The organism is Prevotella sp. P4-98 (genome assembly GCF_002251405.1).
GTDB lineage: Bacteria > Bacteroidota > Bacteroidia > Bacteroidales > Bacteroidaceae > Prevotella.
The window spans coordinates 76,064-98,758 of the sequence record NZ_NPJC01000020.1; the positions used below are offsets into that span (position 1 = coordinate 76,064).

The following is a 22,695-nucleotide window of genomic DNA, read 5'->3' on the forward strand; positions in this document are numbered from 1 at the left end:
GAATCTCTGAATTTGAATAGAGATTCTCTTTTTTTCTTGACGTATGGACTTACAGCTTTGAGAGGAATTTCTCCCGGTCCACAACAAAGCGAAGATGAGTGCCCTCACCAAGCAATTGTTCGCCGCAGAATGCTTTCACAGCATATTCTATTTTCCGACCATCTACTTTGGTCACCTCTGCCGTAGCCGTTACGGTTTCGCCGATTTTTGTCGGCCGAAGATGCGAAGATTCAATATGACCGCCTACTGTAGTACAGCCCTCCGGCAACGCATCAGCAACAGCCAGCATGGCGGCATTTTCCATAAGCGCCATCATGGCTGGAGTCGCCAATACCTTCATATCTCCAGAACCTATCTTCTTCGCTGTTACATTTTCGTCAACAACCAGCTCACTGGTATGTTTCATTCCTGTTTCTATCATATTTCCGTTCTATTAAGTTTTTATAAATGAAATGCGAAATTAGTTGATTTTACTGAAACAGCCAAATATTTTTATCATTCTTTTTTGGTGGTGTGCAATATAATTCCTATCTTTGCATCAAAACAAATTCAATACTAACAATCCTATATATTATGGAATATTCACAAGAAGATCTAAAACAGATTTCCCAAAAAGGAATCAACGAAGCACAAGTAGAGAAACAACTTGAACTATTCAAAAAAGGGTTCCCTTTTCTGAAGCTTGAAGCTGCTGCTAGCATTCAGCATGGTATCATGGCACCCAGCGATGCTGACCGGAAGAAATATATAGAGGCATGGGAAAGCTACAAGAAAGCAGGCCACAGAGTAGTCAAATTCGTACCTGCCTCTGGAGCCGCAAGCCGTATGTTCAAAGACATGTTTGCCTTTGTCGATGCCGACTATGATATCCCCACAACAGACTTTGAGAAAAAATTCTTCGACAACATCAGCCACTTCGCCTTCTACAACGAACTTGATGCTGCCTGCCGCAAGAACAATGGAAAAGGCATCAGCCAACTCATAGCCGATGGACAATACAAAGCTGTAGTAGAAAATATGCTCAAACCGGAAGGCCTCAACTACGGACAACTGCCAAAAGGTATGCTGCTGTTCCACAACTATCCGGAAGGAGCACGCACACCAATGGAAGAGCATCTTGTGGAAGGTGCCCTCTACGCTGCCTCTAACAACGAGGCTCACGTACATTTCACGGTGAGCCATGAGCACATGGACTACTTCAAACAGCGCGTAGCCATGAAAGCCGATTCTTTTGCAAAGAAATATGGAATCCGCTATGACATCAGTTTCTCAGAGCAAAAACCTTCTACCGACACCATTGCTGCCAATCCTGACGGTACCCCGTTCCGCAACCAAGACGGATCTCTGTTGTTCCGTCCCGGAGGCCATGGCGCACTTATCGAGAATCTGAACGAGATCAGCGCCGATGTCATATTCGTCAAAAACATAGATAATGTAGTTCCAGACCGACTGAAAGACGAAACAGTGGAATGGAAACAAATCATTGCAGGAGTATTGGTAACGCTCCAGAAACGCGCTTTCGACTATCTACAGCTGCTTGAAACCGGTTGTTACAACCACCAGCAGATTGAAGAAATCATCCGTTTCGTCCAACAAGATCTTTGCTGCCGCAAAAACAACATCAAGGAACTGGAAGATGCAGAACTGGTAATGTACCTCAAAAAGAAGCTCAACCGTCCCATGCGCGTGTGTGGCGTTGTGAAAAATGTAGGCGAACCGGGAGGTGGTCCTTTCCTCACCTACAACCAAGACGGAACCGTATCGCTGCAAATTCTGGAAAGTTCACAGATAGACAAATCAAATACCGCTTATATGGAAATGTTTACCAAGGGAACACATTTCAATCCAGTCGATTTGGTCTGCGCCGTGAAAGACTATCAGGACAAGCCTTTCAATCTGCCCGACTTTGTAGATCCTACCACAGGATTCATCTCACAGAAATCCAAAGACGGAAAACCGCTTCAGGCACTTGAGCTCCCAGGCCTTTGGAATGGTGCCATGAGCAATTGGAATACTATCTTTGTGGAAGTTCCTCTTGGCACTTTTAATCCTGTAAAGACCGTCAACGACTTATTGCGCAGCCAGCATCAATAAGACTTTGCGATATTAACAAACACCGCGGCACTTTTCCATCATCAAGAAAGTGCCGCTTTTATTTTATCAGAACCTCCGTGTGCAGCCCCTTTTAATGTCGGAAATCGAATGACACGGATTTTTTGCGTTGGTGCTCCGGTGTAGTAGATCCGTAGTTCCGTGGTTCTGTAAATCCGTAATATTTCTGGCCATAGGCCATATTTTATCAAAGATTTCCTCCAAAGATTTCTTGCGAAGCAACCCAAACTCATCCAGCTAAATCAGCATAAAGTATTATAATTTAAGTTAAACCAATACTGGTTTTAGTTAAATATAATTAATAGGCGATATAAAAAGTGCCAAATCTCTTGCATTCTGGGGATTTCATGTTGTATATTTGTATTTTAAGCCGAGGATGATTTCCAAAACAAGAAAGAGACCTTCAAATCAAAAGTTAAACAAATAATTTACAACTAAAAAGTCACTTATGTTTACAAAACAAGTAATTCAACACACCATCCGGTCCCGACAGAGACACAACGGTTTCCCGATCGCTTCTCGTTCGGTTCCCGTTAACTTCTCGTTAGGTCCTCGTTCGTCTCTCGTTCGTCTCTCGTTGCTTATTCGTTAGTCTATCGAAGACCTATCGAGGACCGAACGAGGAACAAGCAAAAAACGAACGAAAGAACAACGAATATCGATCGAGATGCCGACGAGAAGCTATTGAAAACCCAACGAGAAGCCCCCGTCATGGCTTGCAGAATACCCTTTTGCAACCACAAACCAGCATACAGCCCCTCACCCTGCTTCTGCCGAGGCAGACAGCAGTACTTTCAGACCCACTCAGGCATTCTCACGGCGAATCAAGCCATTTGTAAAATTTGAGTGCAAAGACACAGATAAAAATCCAAACAAAAGCCACGGCAATCAGACTTTGTATAATTTTATATTTCATACTCTCTTTAGTATGATATTTTGTTTTTATCTTTATGTGTGTGAAATCATGTATGATTCTTTGGGTTTGTCAAACAAAAAATATCAGTATAATAATGATTCTGAATATTATTGTGTACCTTTGCATGTGAATCATATCTATTTAAGATTAAGTTTTGACTTTTCTGTTATCTATAGGCATATAACTATCAAATTATCAGTCAATAATATATTTTGATATGGCAAAAGTGGGCTACATAATGGCAACCTCTCAGTATGACAAACTGGAAGAAGACCGCAAATGGATGAACGACTTCGGCTGTGTCCGCATCGTAGAAGAAAACGATGAGGACGAACGCAACAGACCGCTCTGGAAACAACTGATGGTTGCCCTGCAAAGGGGCGATGAACTTGTCATATCCAAGTTTTCCAATGCCTTGCGTGGCAGTCGGGAACTGGCAACATTTCTGGAATTTTGCCGAGTCAAGGTCATCCGTATTGTCAGCATCCATGACCAGATTGATTCAAGGAACGAGCTGTTTCCCGAAACAAGGCCGTCCGATGTATTGGAAATGATGGGTGCTTTTCCGGAAGAGGTTCTTCCCCTGCGTAAGTCTGCGGAGCATGTCGTCAATTTACAGGAGAAGATGATAGTGTCACTACCTCCCGTCTCGTCAGCAAAGATGCAGAAGCTCGACAGAGAAAAGACAGTCATCAACCTGTATGTTGCAGGTCATCCCATTGATGAAGTATGGAGAGCCAGCGGTTTCAGAAGCCGAAGCTCTGTGTTCCGCATACTGAACAAACATGGCATCAAGCTGAACCGCGACAATCATTCTGGGCCAATCAAGAGAAAGGGCATATCTGACAATCCACAAGACAAAGAATAAATAGCATGAAAAAGATACTGTTCCTACATGGTTTCTTTGCTACTGGCAGCTGTCCAATGGCGAGAGCACTGAGGGAGGCCTTTGATGGGCAAGCCATCGTGCTGACTCCCGATCTGCCTCTCCATCCCAAGGTAGCACTGAAATACATACGCATGCTTATCGACAAGGAGAAGCCAGACCTGCTCATAGGCAACAGTTGCGGGGCTTTCCTTGCACAGATGCTTTCTCCTGTCGTTGGCATCCCTGCCCTACTTGGCAATCCTCATTTCAAGATGACGGACTTCCTGAGAGAACGCATTGGCGAACATGAGTACAAGGCTCCGCGCATGGACGGTAATCAGACAATAGTCATCAACGAATCACTCATCAATGAGTTTGGGGAACTCGAAGCCACACAGTTTGATTGTTGTAATCCGTATTACAAGGATCGTGTGTGGGGACTCTTTGGTGAACAAGACACACTGGCTCATTTTGAGCCGTTGTTCTTGCAGTACTATAACAACAGCTATCACTTCCCTGGCGGACACACGCCCACAGAGCAGGAAGTCAGGACTTGGTATGCCCCGTTGGTACAGAAGATACTCATGGAGTATTCAGTTAAAGAAGAAAGATTTTTCCGTCACTTCAAGGGAGGAATGTACAAGTATATCCATTCCGCATATGACAGCGAAACTCAGGAACGCATGGTAGTATATCAAGCACTATATGGTGAGGAAGCATACTGGGTTCGTCCCGAGAAGATGTTTTTCGAGCAAATAACAAGAGACGGAAGGACATTTAACCGATTCACAGAAATAGACAGATAAAGATGGAAACATTCAAAGACGTTATATCAGGCGACCAACTGGTCTTGGTCGATTTCTTCGCCACATGGTGCCAGCCATGCAAGATGATGCACCCCATCTTGGAGCAGGTGAAGACAGTGCTGGGTGACAGAATCCGCATCATCAAGGTAGATGTGGACAAGTATGGAGTGACAGCAAACCAGTATGGCATACAGTCTGTGCCCACACTCATGTTGTTTAGACACGGCGAAGTACTTTGGAGAACAAGCGGCGTGGTACAGAAATCAGAGTTGTTGCAACGATTGACCCGTTTTTAAGATAAATATCATTATGGAACAAGAGATGACATTACGTGATTTGGCCAACTATCTGGACAATATCGGCATCCAATTCTTGGCGACAATAGGATTGGACGGCAAGCCGAAGGTTCGTCCGATGCAGTATATGGTGTTGGAGGATGGGAAACTATGGTTCTGCACCAATTCTAAGAAGGAGGTCTATGCAGAACTGCAAGCCAATCCCTTTGTGGAACTCTGTGGCTGCAAACTGGAAAGGGATGAGATGCAGACTCCTTGGATTCGTTTCTCGGCAGAGGCAGTTTTCGAGGAAAGGCAGAACATTAGGGATGCCATCATCGACAAGAGTGCCATCGTGAATGCGCTATATAAGAATATGCGTGACAATCCCATCTTCAAGGTGTTCTATCTGAAGGACATCGACGGATGGATGACCAACCTCGGTCATGTCAAGGGACTGGAGAACAGAGATGAGTTTGCAAGACCTATACATTTCAAATTCTGACATACAATGAACATCGTAATATTATCAGGCAGCCCACGAAAGGGGGGCAACACGGAAATATTGGCGGAATCGTTTGCCCAAGGAGCTTCATCCAAGCACAATGTTGACTTCATATCAGTAAGGGACTATCACATAAATCCTTGTATAGGATGTAATTCGTGTTTCAAGAGAGATGACCAATCCTGTATTCAAAAAGATGACATGCAGACCGTTTACGACAAGTTGGCAAAGGCAGACATGCTTGTTGTTGCTTCTCCTGTCTATTTCTACGGCATAAGTTCACAGCTTAAGGCTCTGATCGACAGGTGTCACAATCCACTCAGAGATTCTTTCAAAATAAAGAAAGTTGCCTTGTTGCTCGTCGGTGCCGCCACATTACCCGAACTGTTTGACAGCATTCTTGTCCAATATAGACTATGCATCAACTACTTCCACCTTGAAGACAGTGGAAAGATACTTGTAAGAGGAGTTAAAGAAAAGGGCGACATCAAAAACACCAACGCCCTAAAAGAAGCATTTTCCCTCGGAGCTTCAATATAATACCAACATATAAGAATGTGTAAAAATTCATTGGCACTATAAAGAAAAAAAATGGAATATAAAGATAAGGTAGCAATCGTGACAGGCGGTGCGCATGGCATCGGCAAATGTATCGCTGAGGAGTTTCGCAAGAAAGGGGCTTCGGTAGCGGTCATTGATATGCGAGAGGGTGACCATTTCGTTGGGGACATTTCCAAGAAGGAGGTGCTGGAAGCCTTTGCCGATGAAATAATCGGCAAATACGGTAAGGTGGATTATATCATCAACAATGCCCTTCCTCTGATGAAGGGGCTGGATGTATGTACGTGGGAGGAGTTTCAGTATGCTTTGACAGTCGGGATTACAGCACCTTTCTATCTTGTCAAGCTGCTTGCTCCGTATCTTGCTGAGGGAGCATCGATAGTAAACATATCGTCCTCGCGCGACCGCATGAGTCAGCCGCAGACAGAGAGCTACACAGCTGCCAAGGGAGGTATTGCCGCCCTCACCCATGCCCTTGCCGTCACACTTCGGAACAAGGCAAGGGTCAACTCCATTTCGCCAGGATGGATAGACACTGATTATAAGGAGTACGATGGCGCAGATGCGGTGCAGCAGCCGGCAGGACGTGTGGGCAACCCGATGGACATCGCCAATATGGTGCTGTTCCTCTGCTCGGACAAGGCAGGATTCATCACAGGCGAAAATATCTGCATCGACGGCGGTATGACCCGACAGATGATTTACCATGGTGATCATGGCTGGATGTTGACTTCATCGAAGGCTGGATTATGACAGAGTGTACATATCTACTGCTAATTTGATTGATGACAAAATAATTAAAAAAATTTAACAATGAAGAAGATTTTTAAAATTGATTGTGGGCTATATCCTCTGGGACTTCTTACGATTCTGTCTGGTATAGGCTTGCACATAGCGGGACATGGAAGTAACCATAATACATGGGAAATTTGGGCTGTTATTCATTCTGTCTTATCAGTTTCGTTTACCATACTGCTTGCCTGTCACATCCACACTCATTGGGCTTGGTTCAAACATGTACGTCGAAGCACAATCAGCCGTAAACGGTTTATGACAACCATGCTGACTATGGTTTCCATATCCACTGTGTTTTCAGGAATTGTCCTGCTTGCAATATGGGGCGTAAACACACAGGTCGGTCTTTTACATTACAAAATAGGTATTAGTTTTGTACTGCTGATGCTATTACATGGAGTAAAAAGAATACGTATAATAAAGAAAGCAGTCTGTAAAGCAGATAGAACTCACTCCCATTGTTTATGTGGATGATAACAAATATTACATCGAACTGAAATGCGAGTGCGGAACATACGCCGTAATTGCTTTTGAATAGATATGACAGTACAAGAATACAGAGATTACATTGCAGCAGGAAATCCTGTTGTGGCTGGTAGCGATGTCCACCTCTTCATGCACCAAATGGCGCAAGAGGCCATTCGCATCACTATGGAGATAAACAACAAGTACCATACACCAGAGGAACTCAGGAAGCTGTTCTCCGAACTTTGGGACATAGACGTACCAGAGTCGTTCGGCATGTTCCCTCCTTTCAATACCGATTGTGGAAAGAATACCCACATTGATGAGCGAGTATTCATCAATAGCGGTTGCAAGTTCCAGGATCAAGGAGGCATCTTCATTGGCAATGATTGCCTTATAGGACATAATGCAACACTCTGTACTATCAATCACAATCCCGATCCAGAGCATCGTGGCGACATGACATTCAAGCCAATTCGCATTGAAAATAAGGTGTGGCTTGGAGCAAACGTAACCATCTGTCCTGGTGTCACCATCGGTGAAGGAGCAGTTGTAGCAGCAGGAGCAGTTGTAACAAAGGATGTAGAAGCAAGAACAGTTGTGGGTGGTATACCTGCAAAAATTATAAAGAACGTTTAGAAAAATGAAAGTAATAGCAATAAACGGAAGTCCACGTAAGAATTGGAATGCAGCCATCATGACTGTGGTGAACACGCAGATAAACCAGTATTCAAAAATCCTAACATATAAATAATAAGAAGAGTTATGGGAATTATTACAATGCTCTGTAGCCTGTTTGGTTGCAGTGCTCAGACAGAAGGATTCAAGAGTCTTTCTGTAGAAGAATATGCCAAGGCGATTGAGGACACAACCATTGTGCGCCTTGATGTACGCACAGCAGAAGAATACGCAGACGGACACATAGCGAAGGCTCTCAACATTGATGTACTCAAATCTGACTTTGAGCAGAAAGCCGTTGCTACACTTCCAAAGGACAGAATCATTGCCATAAACTGCCGTAGCGGAAAGCGAAGCAAGAATGCAGCAAGAATCCTTGTAAAGAATGGTTACGAGGTAATAGAACTGGATTCTGGTTTTAATGGTTGGACAAGCAAAGGTATGCCAGTGACCAAATGAAAAACTTTATAATTCCTTTCGCATTGCTGGCATTGATGACGGCATGCGGCGGCAATAACAATGGCAAAAGCCAAGAGAACGTAGAACAAAACAACAAGGTTATGACACTGAATATCGACAATTTCAAGTGGACACGGCAACCCGAGAGTTACGTCATCAAGGGTGACACAATCGAAGTCGTGACCAAACCGGGAACGGACTTGTGGCAACGTACTTATTACCATTTCCGCAACGACAACGCTCCCGTATTCCAGATGGAGACTGAGGAGAAGTTCTTCAGCTTCGTGGTAAAGACCGACTTCACCGAAAGCCACCATCGCTTCGACCAATGCGGCATCGTGATGTATCTCGACAGCGAGAACTGGCTAAAAGGCAGTGTGGAATACGAGAACGAGGAATTTCAGCACTTAGGTAGCGTGGTCACCAACAACGGCTACTCCGACTGGGCAACCACCGCCATTCCCGCCGACGTGAAGACGATGTGGTATCGCCTCTCGCGCCGAGAGGATGACTATTGCATTGAGTGCTCGCGGGACGGAGAACATTTTACCCAGATGCGCGTATGCCACATGCATCAGGGCGGCGGGAAGATACGTTTTGGCATCTACGCATGCTCTCCCGAGGAGTCATCCTTCAAGGCCATCTTCACCGACATGAAGCTGACCGAATGTACATGGAAGGCTCACAACGGACAGCAGCCAGACTAACTGTTCAACTACATAAATAGTCATTCAAAGATGATGAGACAATGAAGAAACTGTCAGCAAAGGGGATGAAGGCACTGAAGGTGGTACACCTTTTATGTGCCATAGCTTGGTTTGGCTCTGCCATATCCATGAATCTGCTGCGACACATTGTAGTGGTAAAGGATGCAGCAGGAATGTATTGGATGGCAGAGATACTGGAAGCCATTGACATGAAGATACTGGTGCCAGGAGCTGTTGGCTGCCTGCTCACGGGCATTGTCTATGGCATTTTCACCAACTGGGGCTTCTTCAAGCATAGATGGCTCACGGTGAAATGGGTGCTCACTCTCTTCATGATTCTTTTCGGCACGTTCTATATGGGACCATTGGTAAAAGAGAATGTACTGATAGGCAAGGCTATCATAGAGGGAAACGGTGATGTGGCGCAGTACTGGAAGAATGTTACGGCAAACGCCTATGCCGGTCTGCTCCAAATAGTATTGCTGACCGTCGTAACCATTGTGTCTGTATATAAACCATGGAAGCGGAAAGGGCATTGAAATGATGAACATCATTCTTGGTTATCTACTTGCCGTCAACATAGCCACATTCTTCTTGTACGGCATTGACAAGTACAAGGCAAAGAAGAATAAATGGCGTATATCAGAGGCTACACTGCTGACAATGGCTGCCATAGGTGGAAGTATTGGAGCATGGGCAGGTATGCGACTTTGGCATCACAAGACTATGCACAAGAAATTCAAGTATGGCATACCTTTAATAATCATCATGCAGATTGCTTTGGTGGCCTATCTGCATACAATCATATTATGACCGCACCGAGTATTGAATCATCCACACGAGAAGAGCGTTTGGATTACTTCTGAACGAATGGAAATGCTTACACAACTGTGAGTTGTGTGGCAAATGCCATGTTCTTAAAGGTCGAAGCGAAGAAATCCTCTATACCGACTATATAGACGGCAATCGGTCGTATATGGATATAACATTGGAAATAAGAAGTAACAAATGAGTCTATGACAATACATTGAATGAATTGATAACAAAATAAATAGAATAAAAATGAACCGACGAACGAAGGAAACGCAGAGTAATGCAGGCATTAACTCTGCTTTACAAGGAGGAGGAAGACCAAAGGTCAAATCATTTGGACAAAAATCGTGGATGCTTCCACAGCCGGTACTGATTATCGGCACATACGATAAGAACGGCAAGCCCAATGCTATGAATGCTGCTTGGGGAGGTCAATGGGACGCGAAGGAGATTATGATTGCCATGGGCGCACATGCCACTACCGAGAATCTGAACGACTGCCCTGATTTTACCGTGGCATTTGCTACAAAACAGACCATGGTGGCTGCTGATTTCGTGGGCATTGTCTCTGCCAAGAACGATGCAGACAAGATGGAGAAAGCAGGTTGGAAATGGGAGAAGTCAGAGAATGTAAACGCACCCGTCTTCACCGACTTTCCCATGACCTTGGAGTGCCGCATCAAGGAAAAGATTGACGAGTCGGAAGAGGGCTATTACATCGTGGCAGAGATAGTCAACATCCTTGTGGATGAGAACTATCTGGCAGAGGACGGCAAGCCCGACATGGAGAAGATGGAACTCATCGTGTTCGACCCGATACATCATGGTTACATCGAACTTGACAAGACCATTGGAAAGGCATTCTCAGATGGCAAGGCTTTGAAATGATGACACTCAGATACATCTTCCATAGTGGATTCCTGCTTGAAACGGCTCGGTGCATCCTGGTCTTTGACTACTGGATGGATCCTGCCGATGTCATGAGTGGGTACATGAATACATGTAAACATGTGTACATGTTTTCAAGCCATTTCCATGAGGACCACTTCACGAAAGCAATCTTCAAATGGAAGAATAGCATCCCCAATATTACATACATCCTGTCAAAGGATATACTCAAACGAAGAAGAGCGCAGAAAGAGTATGCCGATGTATGGATGGCCAAAGGAACGGTATGGGAAGATGAGAACCTGAAGGTGTCAGCCACGGGCAGCAATGACAGTGGCGTGAGCTGGATTGTTGAAACAGAAGGTAAAACCATCTTTCATGCTGGTGACCTGTGCAACTGGTACGCACGCTTTCTTGTTGACGGCGCGCCTGAAGGAGAAATCTTTAGCGAAGAGTTCAGTCAATATATCAATCCAGTGGCAGAGGAAAAGCGGTTCCTTGGTGAACTTAAAGACATCCGAAAGATTACCGATTCGTTTGACCTTGTGATGTTCCCTGTGGACGGACGCATCGGCAACGGCTTTACGCTGGGAGGGCGTCAGTTTATCGACCGCTTCAAGGTTGGGATGTTCGTTCCAATGCACTTAGTCATGAGTGGGTTTGAGAGTGCGTGGCGCATGGAGCCTTTCTGCAAAGAAAAGGATGTCCCCTTTTGGTGCATCGGGCACGAAGGAGACTGCATAACAATATAATAATAACACATTAAATCGTTAAAACAATGGACGCAAAAGAAAAAGTATTAGCAACAATGAAAGAGGCAGGTCAGCCTCTTAACGCAGGTAAAATCGCAGAGCTCAGCGGTCTCGACCGCAAAGAGGTAGATGCAGCCATGAAGCAGTTGAAGGCAGAGGGCGCAATCGTCTCTCCTGTTCGTTGCAAATGGGCACCTGCAGAGTGATGGTACAGGACTCGACAACATATTATGTATGGATAGGCGGGTCATGTGACTACGGTCATAAGGAACGTGCTGGTGGTGCTGCCGTTGTGATTGAGCATAACGGTAGCATCATCAGCCGTGATGTAATCAGCGACTTGCATACCACAGAGTTCCGCATGATGCTAACCCTCATGGTGAAGGTAATGCAGGAAATCCCTGAAAGTTCCGACATTATCTTCCTGACCAATGCCGCCTATATTCAAAACTTTGACAAGACTCCAACATCAAAGTCGGCCAACCGAACGAGCAGCGAGAGCAAAGATGCAAGCTCGCTTGCAATCTCTGCCGAGTCGCGAGGGAAGAAGGCGAGAGCCAACTCCGACTTGATTATTCAATGCATCGAGGAAAAGAAGAGACACAAGTCTGTTGGAGTCAAAATCGTACAATATCATAAGAGCCCATTGCTGATAGAGACCCATGATAGGGCTACGGAAGCAATGGCTAAGACAAGGAAGGAGTTTCATCAGAAGCTGCAATAGAATTTCTCTTTAAACTTTCAGGCACGATTTGCGTCTAATTCTTAGGTAATGGCGTTTAAGCACCCATCGCTTTTTAGGTATTATAAATTTTTAATTTTTAGCTTATGAAAAGAATTTTTCAAATATTGATGATTGCCATTTGCTGCATGGTTTCATGCAATATGGCGGCGAATGCGGGCAACGACAAGCCTATCTCTGTAAATGCACTTCCTGCCAAGGCCCAGACCTTGCTCAATAATCATTTCAATGGTCAGAAGGTGATGCTTGCAACGATTGAATCGGGAGTTGTCAGCAGAAGCTATGATGTGGTTCTGCAGAATGGCACGAAGCTGGAATTCGACAAAAAAGGAAATCTTACAGAGATAAACTGCAAGCAGGGAATCGTGCCAGCTCTGTTGATTCCGCAAGCCATCAAGAACTACTTGAAGGATAATTATGCAGGACAATCGGTGAAAAAGATTGAAATGAACAAGAATGAATACGAGGTGGAACTGACAAACGGATTGGATTTGACCTTCAACAAGCATTTCCAATTAATAGATATTGACTGATCTGCATTTTGTAAATAGATGTTCCTGCATAGGGTGAAAACAACAGATAAATTATATGACTGTTTTAAGTAAAAAGTTACAGAGAATATGAATTATCTCCGTAACTTTTTACATTTTCATCTTATATGTTTTGGGAGCATTTCACTCCAAACCATACCGTATTAGAAATCACATGTATCTGGGTCTGCACCTATTCTGTCAGCCTTCAGCGATGCGATTTCAAACATTTCCTGCTGAGAGAGTTCAAAGTCGAAGACATCGAAGTTTTCCTTGATTCGGCTTGGAGTAACCGACTTTACCAGTGGCAGCACGCCTGTCTGCATCACCCAACGGATAACTACCTGAGCTACACTCTTGCCATGGTTGGCAGCAATCGACTTCAAGAGAGGATTATCCAAGACATTACCTCTTCCCAATGAGCTCCATGCTTCCACAAGAATGTTGTTCTTCTTGCAGAACTCAACACACTCCTTCCGGGTGAATTCAGGATGATACTCTATCTGGTCAACCATCGGACAGATGTTTGCCTTCGCCATTACTGGCTCTGCATGATGCTGCATGAAGTTGGAAAGACCGATGCTGCAAATCAAGCCCTCTTCATGCAGACGATCCATCGCTTTCCAAGTATCTACATTCTGCTGATTTGCATCCTTGCCAAACTGCAACTCGTTGGCTGGCCAATGGCTGAGGTTGAGGTCGAGATAATCGAGACCTAAATCGCTCAAAGTCTTGTCAAACGCCTTCAAGGTCTTGTCGTAGCCACGCTCCGTGTTCCAAACCTTGCTGGTAACAAAGAGATTCTCACGTTTGATTCCAATTTCCTTGATTTCCTCGCCCACGCTCTTCTCATTTTTATAGACAGCAGCGGTGTCGATGTGGGTGTAGCCAGCAGCGATGGCAGCTTTCACAGCTTCAACGCAGGTTGCTCCATCAGGAGTAAGAAAGGCTCATCTGATAGAATGGGCGCTGGATAACATGGCTGTGATTCTGAAGGATAGGGATAAGGCAGCAGGCTGATTTCTAAGATGAGTTTTCCGGAAAATCATTCATTTTTTCTGTAGTTTGGGTAATGCGTGTTTCCTGGATTCTTCGTATCTTTGCACCCGGAAATGATGATCATCATATAATCATAACTATAAGTATAAAAAAATATGTATATTGAGAAAATAAAGTCGCCAACCGACTTGAAGAAGCTGGATTTGAAGGAGTTGCAGGTTGTGGCTGATGAAACCAGACAGGCTGTGCTGAACCGTGTGAGCAAGCATGGCGGTCATGTGGGGCCGAATCTGGGATTCGTAGAGGCTACCGTGGCGCTTCACTACGTTTTTAATGCGCCAAAGGATAAGCTCGTGTTTGACGTAAGCCACCAATGTTATCCGCATAAGGTGCTCACCGGACGAGCTGCGGGATTCCTCGGCGATGTGGATGACATGAATGCCATTTCGGGCTATTCTTCTCCTGCCGAATGTCCGGAGTATGATAACTTCGAGGTGGGGCATACTTCAACTTCCGTGAGTCTTGCCACCGGTTTGCAAAAGGCGCGCGACATCAAGGGAACCGATGAGAACATCATAGCCATTATCGGCGACGGCTCACTTTCTGGCGGCGAGGCTTTCGAGGGACTAGACGAGGCTTCGGAACTCGGCACGGGTATCATCATCGTGGTAAACGACAACGAAATGTCTATCGCCGAAAATCATGGCGGAATCTATAAGAACCTGCGTGCCTTGCGCCAGAGCAACGGCACCTGCAAGCACAACTGGTTCAAGGCGTGGGGCTTTGAATACAAGTACCTGGAAGAGGGTAACGACATCGAAAAACTCATCCAGATTTTCAAGAGCGTGAAGGATACGGATAAGCCTACCGTGGTTCACATTCACACAGAGAAAGGTCATGGATTTGCGCCAGCCGTAGCCAACAAGGAGGCATGGCATTGGGGAATGCCTTTCAATCTGGAAGACGGCAGCCGACCAAGAAAGAATGCCGATGGAACTCTCCCGGTGGTTGCTCCAACAGAGGATTACGGCACATTATTCTCCGACTGGATGCTGGGCGAGATGAAGCAGGATAAGACCCTAATCGCCGTAACCGCCGGTACTCCTACCGCTGGTGGTTTTACTGCCGATAAGCGCCAACTGGCTGGCAAGCAGCACATCGATATGGGAATCGCCGAAGAGCAGGCGGTGGCCATGATTTCGGGAATGGCGAAGGGTGGATTGCATCCTGTCTGGACCGTTTACAGCACCTTCATCCAACGTACCTACGACCAGATAGCGCAAGACCTCTGCATCAATTCCAACCCAGCCGTAATCAACGTGGTAGGAGGCGGAGTGAACTCGATGAACGACATCACCCACATCTGCCTTTTCGATATTCCGATGCTCTGCAGCATTCCGGGGCTCATCTATCTGGCTCCAACCACCTGTGAGGAGTATTTCGCCATGCTCCGCTGGAGCATTCTGCAGGATAAAAAGCCTATCGCCATCCGCGTGCCAAGCAATGGCGTGGTTCATACGTCCGAAGCCGTTGATGCTGAATATGGTTACGAGGCAAAGTACAAGATGATGCACCAGGGCGAGAAGGTGGCAGTCATCGCCGCCGGTTCGTTCTATCAGAAGGGCGAGAATGTAGTCCGCCTGTTGGCTGATAAGGGCATCGATGCTACGCTCATCAATCCACGTTATCTGAACGAGGTGGATGCCGAAGTGCTGGATAGCCTGAAGGCAAACCATCAGTTGGTGGTAACTCTGGAGGATGGATCGAAGGATGGCGGATTCGGCGAGCGTATCGCCTCTTACTATGGCACTTCGGATATGAAGGTGATGGTGGGCGGCATCAGAAAGGGACTCTATGACAGATACGATGTGCAGCAGTTGCTTTCGGATAATCGCCTGCTCGATGAGCAGATTGTGGAAGACGTTTTGTTAGTTATTAATGATTAATGATTAGTTAGTCGGCATAGTTAGTTTTTATTTAACGAGAAATCCAAGCCGGAGAATCATCTCTAGCTTGGATTTCTTCTGTTTTATCATCGAATGTTTGTCTTAATCTTAGTCATCATCCCAATCTCTATCGTGCTTCCACTTCTTCTTGTCGTGCTTCCACTTCTTATCGTGCTTGTGATGCTTGTGATGCTTGCACGGCTTTCCTGGTCCATAAGTTACATGGGTTCCGCCTGGGCATCCTGGTCTTCCGTAGCTGCACTCAGGGCGAGGGCGGCGCTTGTCGTGTCCCCAGTTATGCTTTGGATACTTGGTGTAAATATGGTGAACATACACATGATTCTGCCAGCCGATAGGGCGATAGAAATAGTATGAGTTCTTAAATTTCTTCCATTGTCTGGCGGTCATCATGCGCTTGAGCTGCTTGTTGCGGTAATGCCAGCCGTAGGCATCGATGTCGCGATAGCTGCGGATGCTATTGAGATAATTAAGATTGATGTTCAGGATGCTGTTGCGCTGGGCGCTGCTCAATCCCAGTTCCACCACCATCTTATCTGTGATAAAACGGGCTTCTGCCTGAATATTTGTCAGTCTCTGAGCATTCATAGATGTAATCATCATCCATGCTGCTACCAATGTCATAATCATTCTTTTCATAACTATCTTCTCTTTAAAGGGTTATTACTGCATTTATTTCTGGTGCAAAGATAGGGAGAATAGCTGAAAACAACAAGGGGAAAACCATAATCTGATGTATGATTTTCCCTAAAAGCATCGGGGGAAACTCCCGTAATAAAATTGTAGTAACAGCACCCTCAAATTTGGGAAACATATTGCCTGTTTTCGACGTCTTATTCTGCAAATGAAACGCACAGAATGAACGCAAAAAGAAATGGTAAGTGTCTGTCACGCAGACGCTTACCATTTATACTACTGAATTTCAGCATTTTCTGTCTATTCTTCGACAGCTGCCTGGGCGGCAGCTAATACGAAAGATAACTTTCTGATAATCGATAATATACATAAGGACTGGTCAACATTTGAGATGCAGTTTTCGTGCATTCTGCACGTTCTGCACGTTGCAGACTCGTATTCTCTTGCAAGAATATTCACTTACATAATAAAATATTCCATCATCTAATCCTTACTTTTTAAAGGTTTACTTTTTAATGCTTTTGAATAATATTTATTTCCAACGTGTCAGTACGCATAACATCACAAAGAGTGTAAGAGTCCCCTCTTTCTGTATTATGAAACAACGTGATTACATGAGTTATGTCATCTTTCGGAATGTATGTGCACTTATTCTTGTCGTATATAAAAAATCTCGGATCAGAAAAAGCCACTAGTTTACACTTAAAGGGCAGTTTTCCGATAACTGGATTGTTTACAGGGAAGTCTTTTGGAGCCATGGAATGTGAACTTTGTTCTTCTAAAGAAAACAATTCCTTGAACTCACGCCCTTTCCGAATATAGACAGTATCCACGCCTTCTACAAAAAGAAAAGATATAACATCACTGCAATAATTATTGTGAACATAGAATGATATACTGTCACTTTTTATCTTCCCTGCTTGATGGATAGTAAAAAACAAAAGTGAGTCCTGTTTTTGCTCTTTCATTTCTATGCGCCATCCACCTCTATCAAATATTGCCTCAAATTTGCGATCATTAGACGATAAGGTGATATATGGAAGTGACATATATATCACTACTGGTAAAAAAAACAGGACCAATATATATATCTTTTTTTTCATTTAATAAAGTAATTCCACAGGGATTTTATAGAACTTCCCACTGACCTCAAAAGGTTATCCATTTTTTTGTTATAGCTCGCATTGTTGTATCCCATAGTCCATCCATACCTTTCGGCATTTCTTGTAGATTTACCCTCCATTCCACCTTGGTATGAATCAAATGCTATTCTCGATGCCTCCCAAGACATTCCATTTACTCCTGCAACATATCCTGCTGCTATGTTTCCTATATCCCTGGCAGAAGTATAAATAGTTTGTCCTTTTCCATTCTCTCCTACAGGCATACCGCGATAGATGTCTATACCTTTTATTGGACTGTTTGTTCCATTTGTCACTTTAAAATCATAAGGCTTATTATTTCGTGCATTCATCATGTAATCATCTATCATTGGAGGATTATTAGAAATGATTTTTTCAAGGAATTTGTCGCCACTCCTATCATTTGTGTCAATAATACTTCCGACACTCCATTGACCTCCACCTTGAGCTTCACTATTATAGAATGATGTCATTGATGTAGTTACTCCAATGGAATTGCCACGAACAAATTCTCCCTTTTTATTAAATGAACCAACATAAATGTTTTTATCCTTATCGTTTAGATTACCACCTACAACTTGATATTTTCCATCTCCTTGATTAATTACCCATGTGCTTCTTCCATCAGGATCAATACAATTTACTGGATTTCCGAAACAATAAGCATACGGCGAAATCCAGGGCCATGCATTTGCATTTACGGTTACTATTGAAATAGCAACTGAAATTAAGACTTTCTTTAATCTGTTCATAATGACTTTATTTTATAATTTGTACATTCTTTCGAATTCTCTCCATATCTTCTGGAGTCTGCTTCAATTTATTCCGTAGTTCCTCTGTTTCTTGAGTCCAATGAGTTGCTCTTAGGTCTTGTAGACATTGCTTAGATTGAGCATCATTCTCATCTGTATAATCATCTCGAAGATGCCCATTTTGTTCAAGATGCCTCTGTAGTAGCGTATCCAAGGATTTACCTTTAGTAATTATCGCATTAGGATTCATTGCATAGTATTTCAACGAAGTTTCTACACATTTTAGTGTAAACTCATCATAACGCGAAAACTTATGATAATATGCTAAAGCCAAGTCACTTAATTGGCAGGCAACGGTTTCTTTATCTGTTAACGGCGAAAGGTATGTTTTTGCAATAATTGCTGAATCTTCTATCTCAAAATGTTCTTTTATCCCCCAAGTCGGTTGATACTGTTGGGCAGTAACCTCAACATTCACCCAGTCTTCAGGAAACAAATTATCTTCATCCTTGTACATAATGAAGCAATGTCGTGGGGCATGTGCTATATAAGCCTTTGCTCCAAGTTCTTCTGCATACAGTTTGAAAGCCCATGGGAGCGAATGGCATTGTCCTTTATGCGTCTTTAGGGTTCTTGATACTAATTGATGATGCCAATCTTCGTCAGGATACTCAGTACTAAAATCATAAGAAAATATAGTATAATTATTTCCTGATAATGATTGAAAGAAGAATGTACAGATTGCAATCTGTTTTGCAGTCTTATAATTTTCCCACTTATTAGCAGTGATTAGTCTCCTCATGTATTGTGCCCCTCTTTGCAACGGTTCACAAAAATCTTGCTCATAATCGAGATGCCCATCAAGATACGCCCATTCAGCAAGAAACACACTCCTTTTAATAGATAGTGGCTTCTTGTCTTCAAGCATATCTACAATTTCTTTGTATGCAGACTCGAATCGCTGCTGCATTTGAACCTGTTGTGCTCTTAAATCAGGAACAAAGAGTACAATACAAAGAAGAAATAATACTATCTTTTTACGCATTTCCAATATCAATATTATTATGGATTATCCGACATTTCGAGTGACATGACAGTCTTGTATTACATAGAGCCTAAAACACCTATTATCTCTGCTCTGCATTCATATATACACGCGTCTTGCAGACGTAACATGCAAAATATTAGCTAAAATCAAGACAAGAACCTGTTGCCAGATCCTTGTCTTGTATTTAACTGATTTTCAGCATCTTTCGTCTATTCCTCTACAGCTGCCTGCGCGGCAGCAAGTCTTGCGATGGGCACGCGGAAAGGAGAACATGATGCATAGTTCATACCAATCTTGGCACAGAACTTCACAGAACTTGGTTCACCACCATGCTCACCACAGATGCCACAACGGAGATCAGGACGTGTTTCGCGACCCTCTTTAACGGCATACTTGATGAGACGGCCTACACCCTCTTGGTCGAGTACCTGGAATGGGTCAACCTTAAGAATCTTCTTGTCGAGATATACAGGCAGGAACGAAGCAATATCGTCACGGCTGTAACCGAAGGTCATCTGGGTAAGGTCGTTAGTACCAAATGAGAAGTACTGTGCTTCGCTGGCAATAAGACCTGCTGTAAGGGCAGCACGTGGAATCTCAATCATAGTACCAATCTCAAACTCTACCTTGATGCCATATTCAGCAAATACCTCCTTGGCAGCATACTGAATAACATCCTTCTGCTGTTTGAGCTCCTTGATGGTACCGATCAATGGAACCATAATCTCTGGCATAGGATTCTTTCCTTCCTTCTTCAGTTCACATGCTGCGCTGAGAATAGCACGGGTCTGCATGGCTGTAATTTCAGGGAAGGTAATACCAAGACGACATCCGCGATGTCCAAGCATCGGGTTGTTCTCTGCCAGAGAATCCACACGACGCTGGATGGTGGCGAGATCTACGCCCATCTCCTTGGCCATTACTTTTTGACCTTCGATATCGTGGGGAACGAACTCGTGGAGGGGTGGATCAAGCAGACGGATATTTACGGGCAGACCGTCCATTGCTTCAAGAATTCCCTTGAAGTCAGCTTTCTGATAAGGAAGAAGTTTGGCGAGTGCCTTTTCGCGTCCTGCGATACTATCAGAAAGGATCATTTCACGCATAGCCACGATCTTCTTGTCCTCGAAGAACATGTGCTCGGTACGAGTCAAACCAATACCCTTGGCACCAAACTGACGTGCAACCTGTGCATCGCGTGGAGTGTCTGCATTGGTACGAACCTGAAGTTTGGTGTATTTATCGCAAAGGTCCATGAGTTCTTTGAAGTCGCCACTCAGTTCTGCAGCCTTGGTAGGTACTTCGCCTGCATAAACCTGACCTGTGGTACCATTAAGTGAGATGTAGTCACCTTCTTTATATACGACTCCGTCAATCTCAACGGTCTTAGCATGATAATCAACATTGAGTGAACCTACACCTGATACACAGCATTTACCCATGCCACGTGCTACAACGGCAGCGTGAGAGGTCATACCGCCACGTGCTGTCAGGATGCCTTCTGCGGCAGACATACCGGCGAGGTCTTCTGGAGAGGTTTCAATACGTACAAGTACCACTTTGTGGCCATCTTCATGCCATTCCTGTGCATCGTCAGCATGGAATACAATCTGTCCGCATGCTGCTCCTGGAGATGCAGGCAGACCCTGTGCAATAACTTTTGCTGTGGTAAGAGCTTTTTTATCAAAGATGGGGTGAAGCAGTTCATCAAGCTTCTGTGGTTCACAACGCATGATAGCGGTCTTCTCGTCGATTTTTCCTTCGTGAAGCAGGTCGATGGCAATCTTCACCATGGCAGCACCTGTACGTTTTCCGTTACGGGTCTGAAGGAACCAGAGTTTGCCCTCCTGTACGGTGAACTCCATATCCTGCATATCGCGATAGTGCTCTTCGAGTTTCTCCTGAATGCCGTTAAGCTGTGCGTAAATCTCTGGCATAGCTTCTTCCATTGAAGGATATTTAGCGACACGCTCTTCTTCTGAGATTCCTGCACGTTCTGCCCAACGCTGTGACCCCAGCTTTGTAATCTGCTGTGGTGTGCGGATACCAGCCACAACATCTTCACCCTGTGCATTAACAAGATACTCACCATTGAATACGTTTTCACCATTAGCGGCATCACGGCTGAAGCATACACCAGTAGCTGAAGTCTCACCCATATTACCGAATACCATGGCCATTACCGAAACAGCTGTACCCCACTCGTCTGGAATGCTTTCCATCTTACGATAGAGGATGGCACGTTCGTTCATCCATGAACGGAACACCGCACAAATAGCACCCCACAGCTGTTCAATAGGATTGTCTGGGAATACTTTGCCTGTACGTTCCTTGATAGCTGCTTTAAACAGCTGAACGAGTTTCTTCAACTCATCCACAGAAAGATCTTTGTCGAGTTTCACACCACGCTCAGCCTTCACTTGTTCGATAATCTCCTCAAACGGATCGATATCCTCTTTATTCACAGGTTTCATTTCGAGTACGACGTCGCCATACATCTGTACGAAACGGCGATATGAGTCATAAACGAAGTGAGGGTTGTTTGTCTTCTTTACCAATCCTTCTGCCACCTCGTCGTTAAGACCAAGGTTCAGGATGGTATCCATCATACCAGGCATGGAAGCACGTGCTCCAGAACGAACAGACACGAGCAATGGATTTTCTTTGTCTCCGAACTTAGAGTTCATCAGTTCCTCGATGTGCTTGACAGCAGCCATGACATCATCGTTAAGCAACTGCATGATTTTCTCTTGTCCTACCTGATAGTATTCGTTGCAACAGTCAGTAGTAATGGTGAATCCTGGAGGCACAGGCACTCCAATAAGGTTCATTTCGGCAAGGTTGGCACCCTTACCACCAAGTTGTTCACGCATTTTTGCATTACCTTCAGCTTTTCCATTACCAAAGGTATAAACTCTTTTTTGGCTCATAAGTTAGCTTTGATGTTTGTTTATTAATTATTGTTATTGATTTTTCTATTCGGCAAAGATAACATATTTCCTTGTATTATGCAAGAAAAGAGTAATTTTTTTCATTATTTCTTTAAATAAGTCATTCATTACGGCTTCCTACATGACAGAGGTGGCAACTTATGCTTACTTATATTTATATAGGAAGTAAGTCCCATTAAACTCCCATTTTTATAGTACTTAGAAGAGACTTATTGAAGAGGTAAGCATAGGATCGTATTAACCCGAAGACATTTCCAAAACATCCCGAAGAAGAATAAAGTGTCATAAGTTCACGAAACACAAACAGGGGCGATCATTCAAAAGATGCCCC

General features: G+C 44.2%; 25 protein-coding genes and 1 pseudogene. 19 read left to right on the forward strand and 7 right to left on the reverse strand.

Annotated elements, in window-relative coordinates; all coding sequences use genetic code 11:
- Positions 1-49: 49 nt before the first annotated feature.
- A complete protein-coding gene (locus tag CIK96_RS03545) occupies positions 50-421 on the reverse strand; it encodes a thioesterase family protein (protein WP_094439669.1) in 372 nt (123 codons plus the stop codon).
- A 152-nt stretch (positions 422-573) separates the two neighbouring features.
- Here CIK96_RS03545 and CIK96_RS03550 point away from each other — a divergent pair, with 152 nt between their 5' ends.
- The 17 genes and pseudogenes from CIK96_RS03550 to CIK96_RS03635 all read left to right on the forward strand — a co-directional run bounded on the left by CIK96_RS03550 (position 574) and on the right by CIK96_RS03635 (position 12,875).
- Positions 574-2,094, forward strand: coding sequence for a DUF4301 family protein (locus tag CIK96_RS03550; protein ID WP_094390387.1), 1,521 nt, complete (start codon positions 574-576; stop codon positions 2,092-2,094).
- Between the two features lie 1,151 nt (positions 2,095-3,245).
- Positions 3,246-3,896, forward strand: coding sequence for a recombinase family protein (locus tag CIK96_RS03555; RefSeq protein ID WP_094439671.1), 651 nt, complete (start codon positions 3,246-3,248; stop codon positions 3,894-3,896).
- Positions 3,897-3,901: 5 nt separating this feature from the next.
- Positions 3,902-4,702, forward strand: coding sequence for a YqiA/YcfP family alpha/beta fold hydrolase (locus CIK96_RS03560; RefSeq protein ID WP_094439673.1), 801 nt, complete (start codon positions 3,902-3,904; stop codon positions 4,700-4,702).
- Between the two features lie 2 nt (positions 4,703-4,704).
- Positions 4,705-5,003: pseudogene (gene trxA, locus CIK96_RS03565) on the forward strand (thioredoxin).
- A gap of 8 nt (positions 5,004-5,011) precedes the next feature.
- Positions 5,012-5,482, forward strand: a complete 471-nt coding sequence (locus tag CIK96_RS03570; RefSeq protein ID WP_094439675.1) for a pyridoxamine 5'-phosphate oxidase family protein — start codon at positions 5,012-5,014, stop codon at positions 5,480-5,482.
- 6 nt (positions 5,483-5,488) lie between these two features.
- Positions 5,489-6,022, forward strand: a complete 534-nt coding sequence (locus CIK96_RS03575; protein WP_094439677.1) for a flavodoxin family protein — start codon at positions 5,489-5,491, stop codon at positions 6,020-6,022.
- A gap of 51 nt (positions 6,023-6,073) precedes the next feature.
- Complete coding sequence (locus CIK96_RS03580) at positions 6,074-6,796, forward strand: SDR family oxidoreductase (RefSeq protein ID WP_094439679.1); 723 nt, start codon at positions 6,074-6,076, stop codon at positions 6,794-6,796.
- Between the two features lie 582 nt (positions 6,797-7,378).
- Complete coding sequence (locus CIK96_RS03585) at positions 7,379-7,942, forward strand: DapH/DapD/GlmU-related protein (RefSeq protein WP_094439681.1); 564 nt, start codon at positions 7,379-7,381, stop codon at positions 7,940-7,942.
- 126 nt (positions 7,943-8,068) lie between these two features.
- Positions 8,069-8,440, forward strand: coding sequence for a rhodanese-like domain-containing protein (locus CIK96_RS03590; RefSeq protein ID WP_094439683.1), 372 nt, complete (start codon positions 8,069-8,071; stop codon positions 8,438-8,440).
- A complete protein-coding gene (locus CIK96_RS03595; protein WP_254046265.1) occupies positions 8,437-9,147 on the forward strand; it encodes a DUF1349 domain-containing protein in 711 nt (236 codons plus the stop codon). The genes CIK96_RS03590 and CIK96_RS03595 overlap by 4 nt, the downstream gene beginning before the upstream one ends.
- A 41-nt stretch (positions 9,148-9,188) precedes the next feature.
- Entirely contained in the window at positions 9,189-9,686 is a 498-nt protein-coding gene (locus tag CIK96_RS03600) for a hypothetical protein (RefSeq protein WP_094439685.1), read from the forward strand.
- Position 9,687: 1 nt separating this feature from the next.
- Positions 9,688-9,960, forward strand: a complete 273-nt coding sequence (locus CIK96_RS03605; RefSeq protein ID WP_094439687.1) for a DUF1294 domain-containing protein — start codon at positions 9,688-9,690, stop codon at positions 9,958-9,960.
- A gap of 351 nt (positions 9,961-10,311) precedes the next feature.
- Entirely contained in the window at positions 10,312-10,848 is a 537-nt protein-coding gene (locus tag CIK96_RS03615) for a flavin reductase family protein (RefSeq protein WP_094439731.1), read from the forward strand.
- Positions 10,848-11,600, forward strand: coding sequence for an MBL fold metallo-hydrolase (locus tag CIK96_RS03620; protein ID WP_094439691.1), 753 nt, complete (start codon positions 10,848-10,850; stop codon positions 11,598-11,600). The genes CIK96_RS03615 and CIK96_RS03620 overlap by 1 nt, the downstream gene beginning before the upstream one ends.
- Before the next feature lie 26 nt (positions 11,601-11,626).
- Positions 11,627-11,806 (forward strand): transcriptional regulator, encoded by a 180-nt coding sequence (locus tag CIK96_RS03625; protein ID WP_005816310.1) that lies wholly within the window; start codon positions 11,627-11,629, stop codon positions 11,804-11,806.
- The gene (locus tag CIK96_RS03630; protein WP_094439693.1) at positions 11,806-12,324 is read left to right on the forward strand and encodes a ribonuclease H; all 519 of its coding nucleotides are present in this window, start codon (positions 11,806-11,808) and stop codon (positions 12,322-12,324) included. The genes CIK96_RS03625 and CIK96_RS03630 overlap by 1 nt, the downstream gene beginning before the upstream one ends.
- A 104-nt stretch (positions 12,325-12,428) precedes the next feature.
- A complete protein-coding gene (locus tag CIK96_RS03635; protein WP_254047071.1) occupies positions 12,429-12,875 on the forward strand; it encodes a PepSY-like domain-containing protein in 447 nt (148 codons plus the stop codon).
- 161 nt (positions 12,876-13,036) lie between these two features.
- Here the strand turns inward: CIK96_RS03635 and CIK96_RS03640 are convergent, their stop codons facing one another.
- Positions 13,037-13,783 carry an aldo/keto reductase gene (locus CIK96_RS03640; protein WP_254047072.1) on the reverse strand — a complete coding sequence of 249 codons (747 nt, stop codon included), beginning with the start codon at positions 13,781-13,783 and terminating at the stop codon, positions 13,037-13,039.
- Here CIK96_RS03640 and CIK96_RS13580 point away from each other — a divergent pair.
- Together CIK96_RS13580 and CIK96_RS03645 are read left to right on the forward strand one after the other, a co-directional pair.
- The gene (locus CIK96_RS13580) at positions 13,770-13,892 is read left to right on the forward strand and encodes a hypothetical protein (protein WP_256387347.1); all 123 of its coding nucleotides are present in this window, start codon (positions 13,770-13,772) and stop codon (positions 13,890-13,892) included. The two genes, CIK96_RS03640 and CIK96_RS13580, sit on opposite strands and share 14 nt — an antisense overlap.
- 134 nt (positions 13,893-14,026) lie before the next feature.
- The gene (locus CIK96_RS03645) at positions 14,027-15,817 is read left to right on the forward strand and encodes a 1-deoxy-D-xylulose-5-phosphate synthase (RefSeq protein ID WP_094439695.1); all 1,791 of its coding nucleotides are present in this window, start codon (positions 14,027-14,029) and stop codon (positions 15,815-15,817) included.
- 108 nt (positions 15,818-15,925) lie between these two features.
- On the opposite strand, the gene CIK96_RS03650 is transcribed toward CIK96_RS03645, so the two are convergent.
- From CIK96_RS03650 to ppdK, 5 genes are all read right to left on the reverse strand, one after another.
- Positions 15,926-16,474 (reverse strand): hypothetical protein, encoded by a 549-nt coding sequence (locus CIK96_RS03650; RefSeq protein WP_144007477.1) that lies wholly within the window; start codon positions 16,472-16,474, stop codon positions 15,926-15,928.
- 509 nt (positions 16,475-16,983) lie between these two features.
- A complete protein-coding gene (locus CIK96_RS03655) occupies positions 16,984-17,574 on the reverse strand; it encodes a hypothetical protein (RefSeq protein ID WP_094390359.1) in 591 nt (196 codons plus the stop codon).
- Positions 17,571-18,365, reverse strand: a complete 795-nt coding sequence (locus CIK96_RS03660; RefSeq protein WP_094390358.1) for a hypothetical protein — start codon at positions 18,363-18,365, stop codon at positions 17,571-17,573. The genes CIK96_RS03655 and CIK96_RS03660 overlap by 4 nt, the downstream gene beginning before the upstream one ends.
- Positions 18,366-18,372: 7 nt before the next feature.
- The gene (locus CIK96_RS03665) at positions 18,373-19,410 is read right to left on the reverse strand and encodes a hypothetical protein (RefSeq protein WP_094390357.1); all 1,038 of its coding nucleotides are present in this window, start codon (positions 19,408-19,410) and stop codon (positions 18,373-18,375) included.
- Positions 19,411-19,622: 212 nt separating this feature from the next.
- A complete protein-coding gene (gene ppdK / locus CIK96_RS03670; protein WP_094439699.1) occupies positions 19,623-22,343 on the reverse strand; it encodes a pyruvate, phosphate dikinase in 2,721 nt (906 codons plus the stop codon).
- Positions 22,344-22,695: the final 352 nt, after the last annotated feature.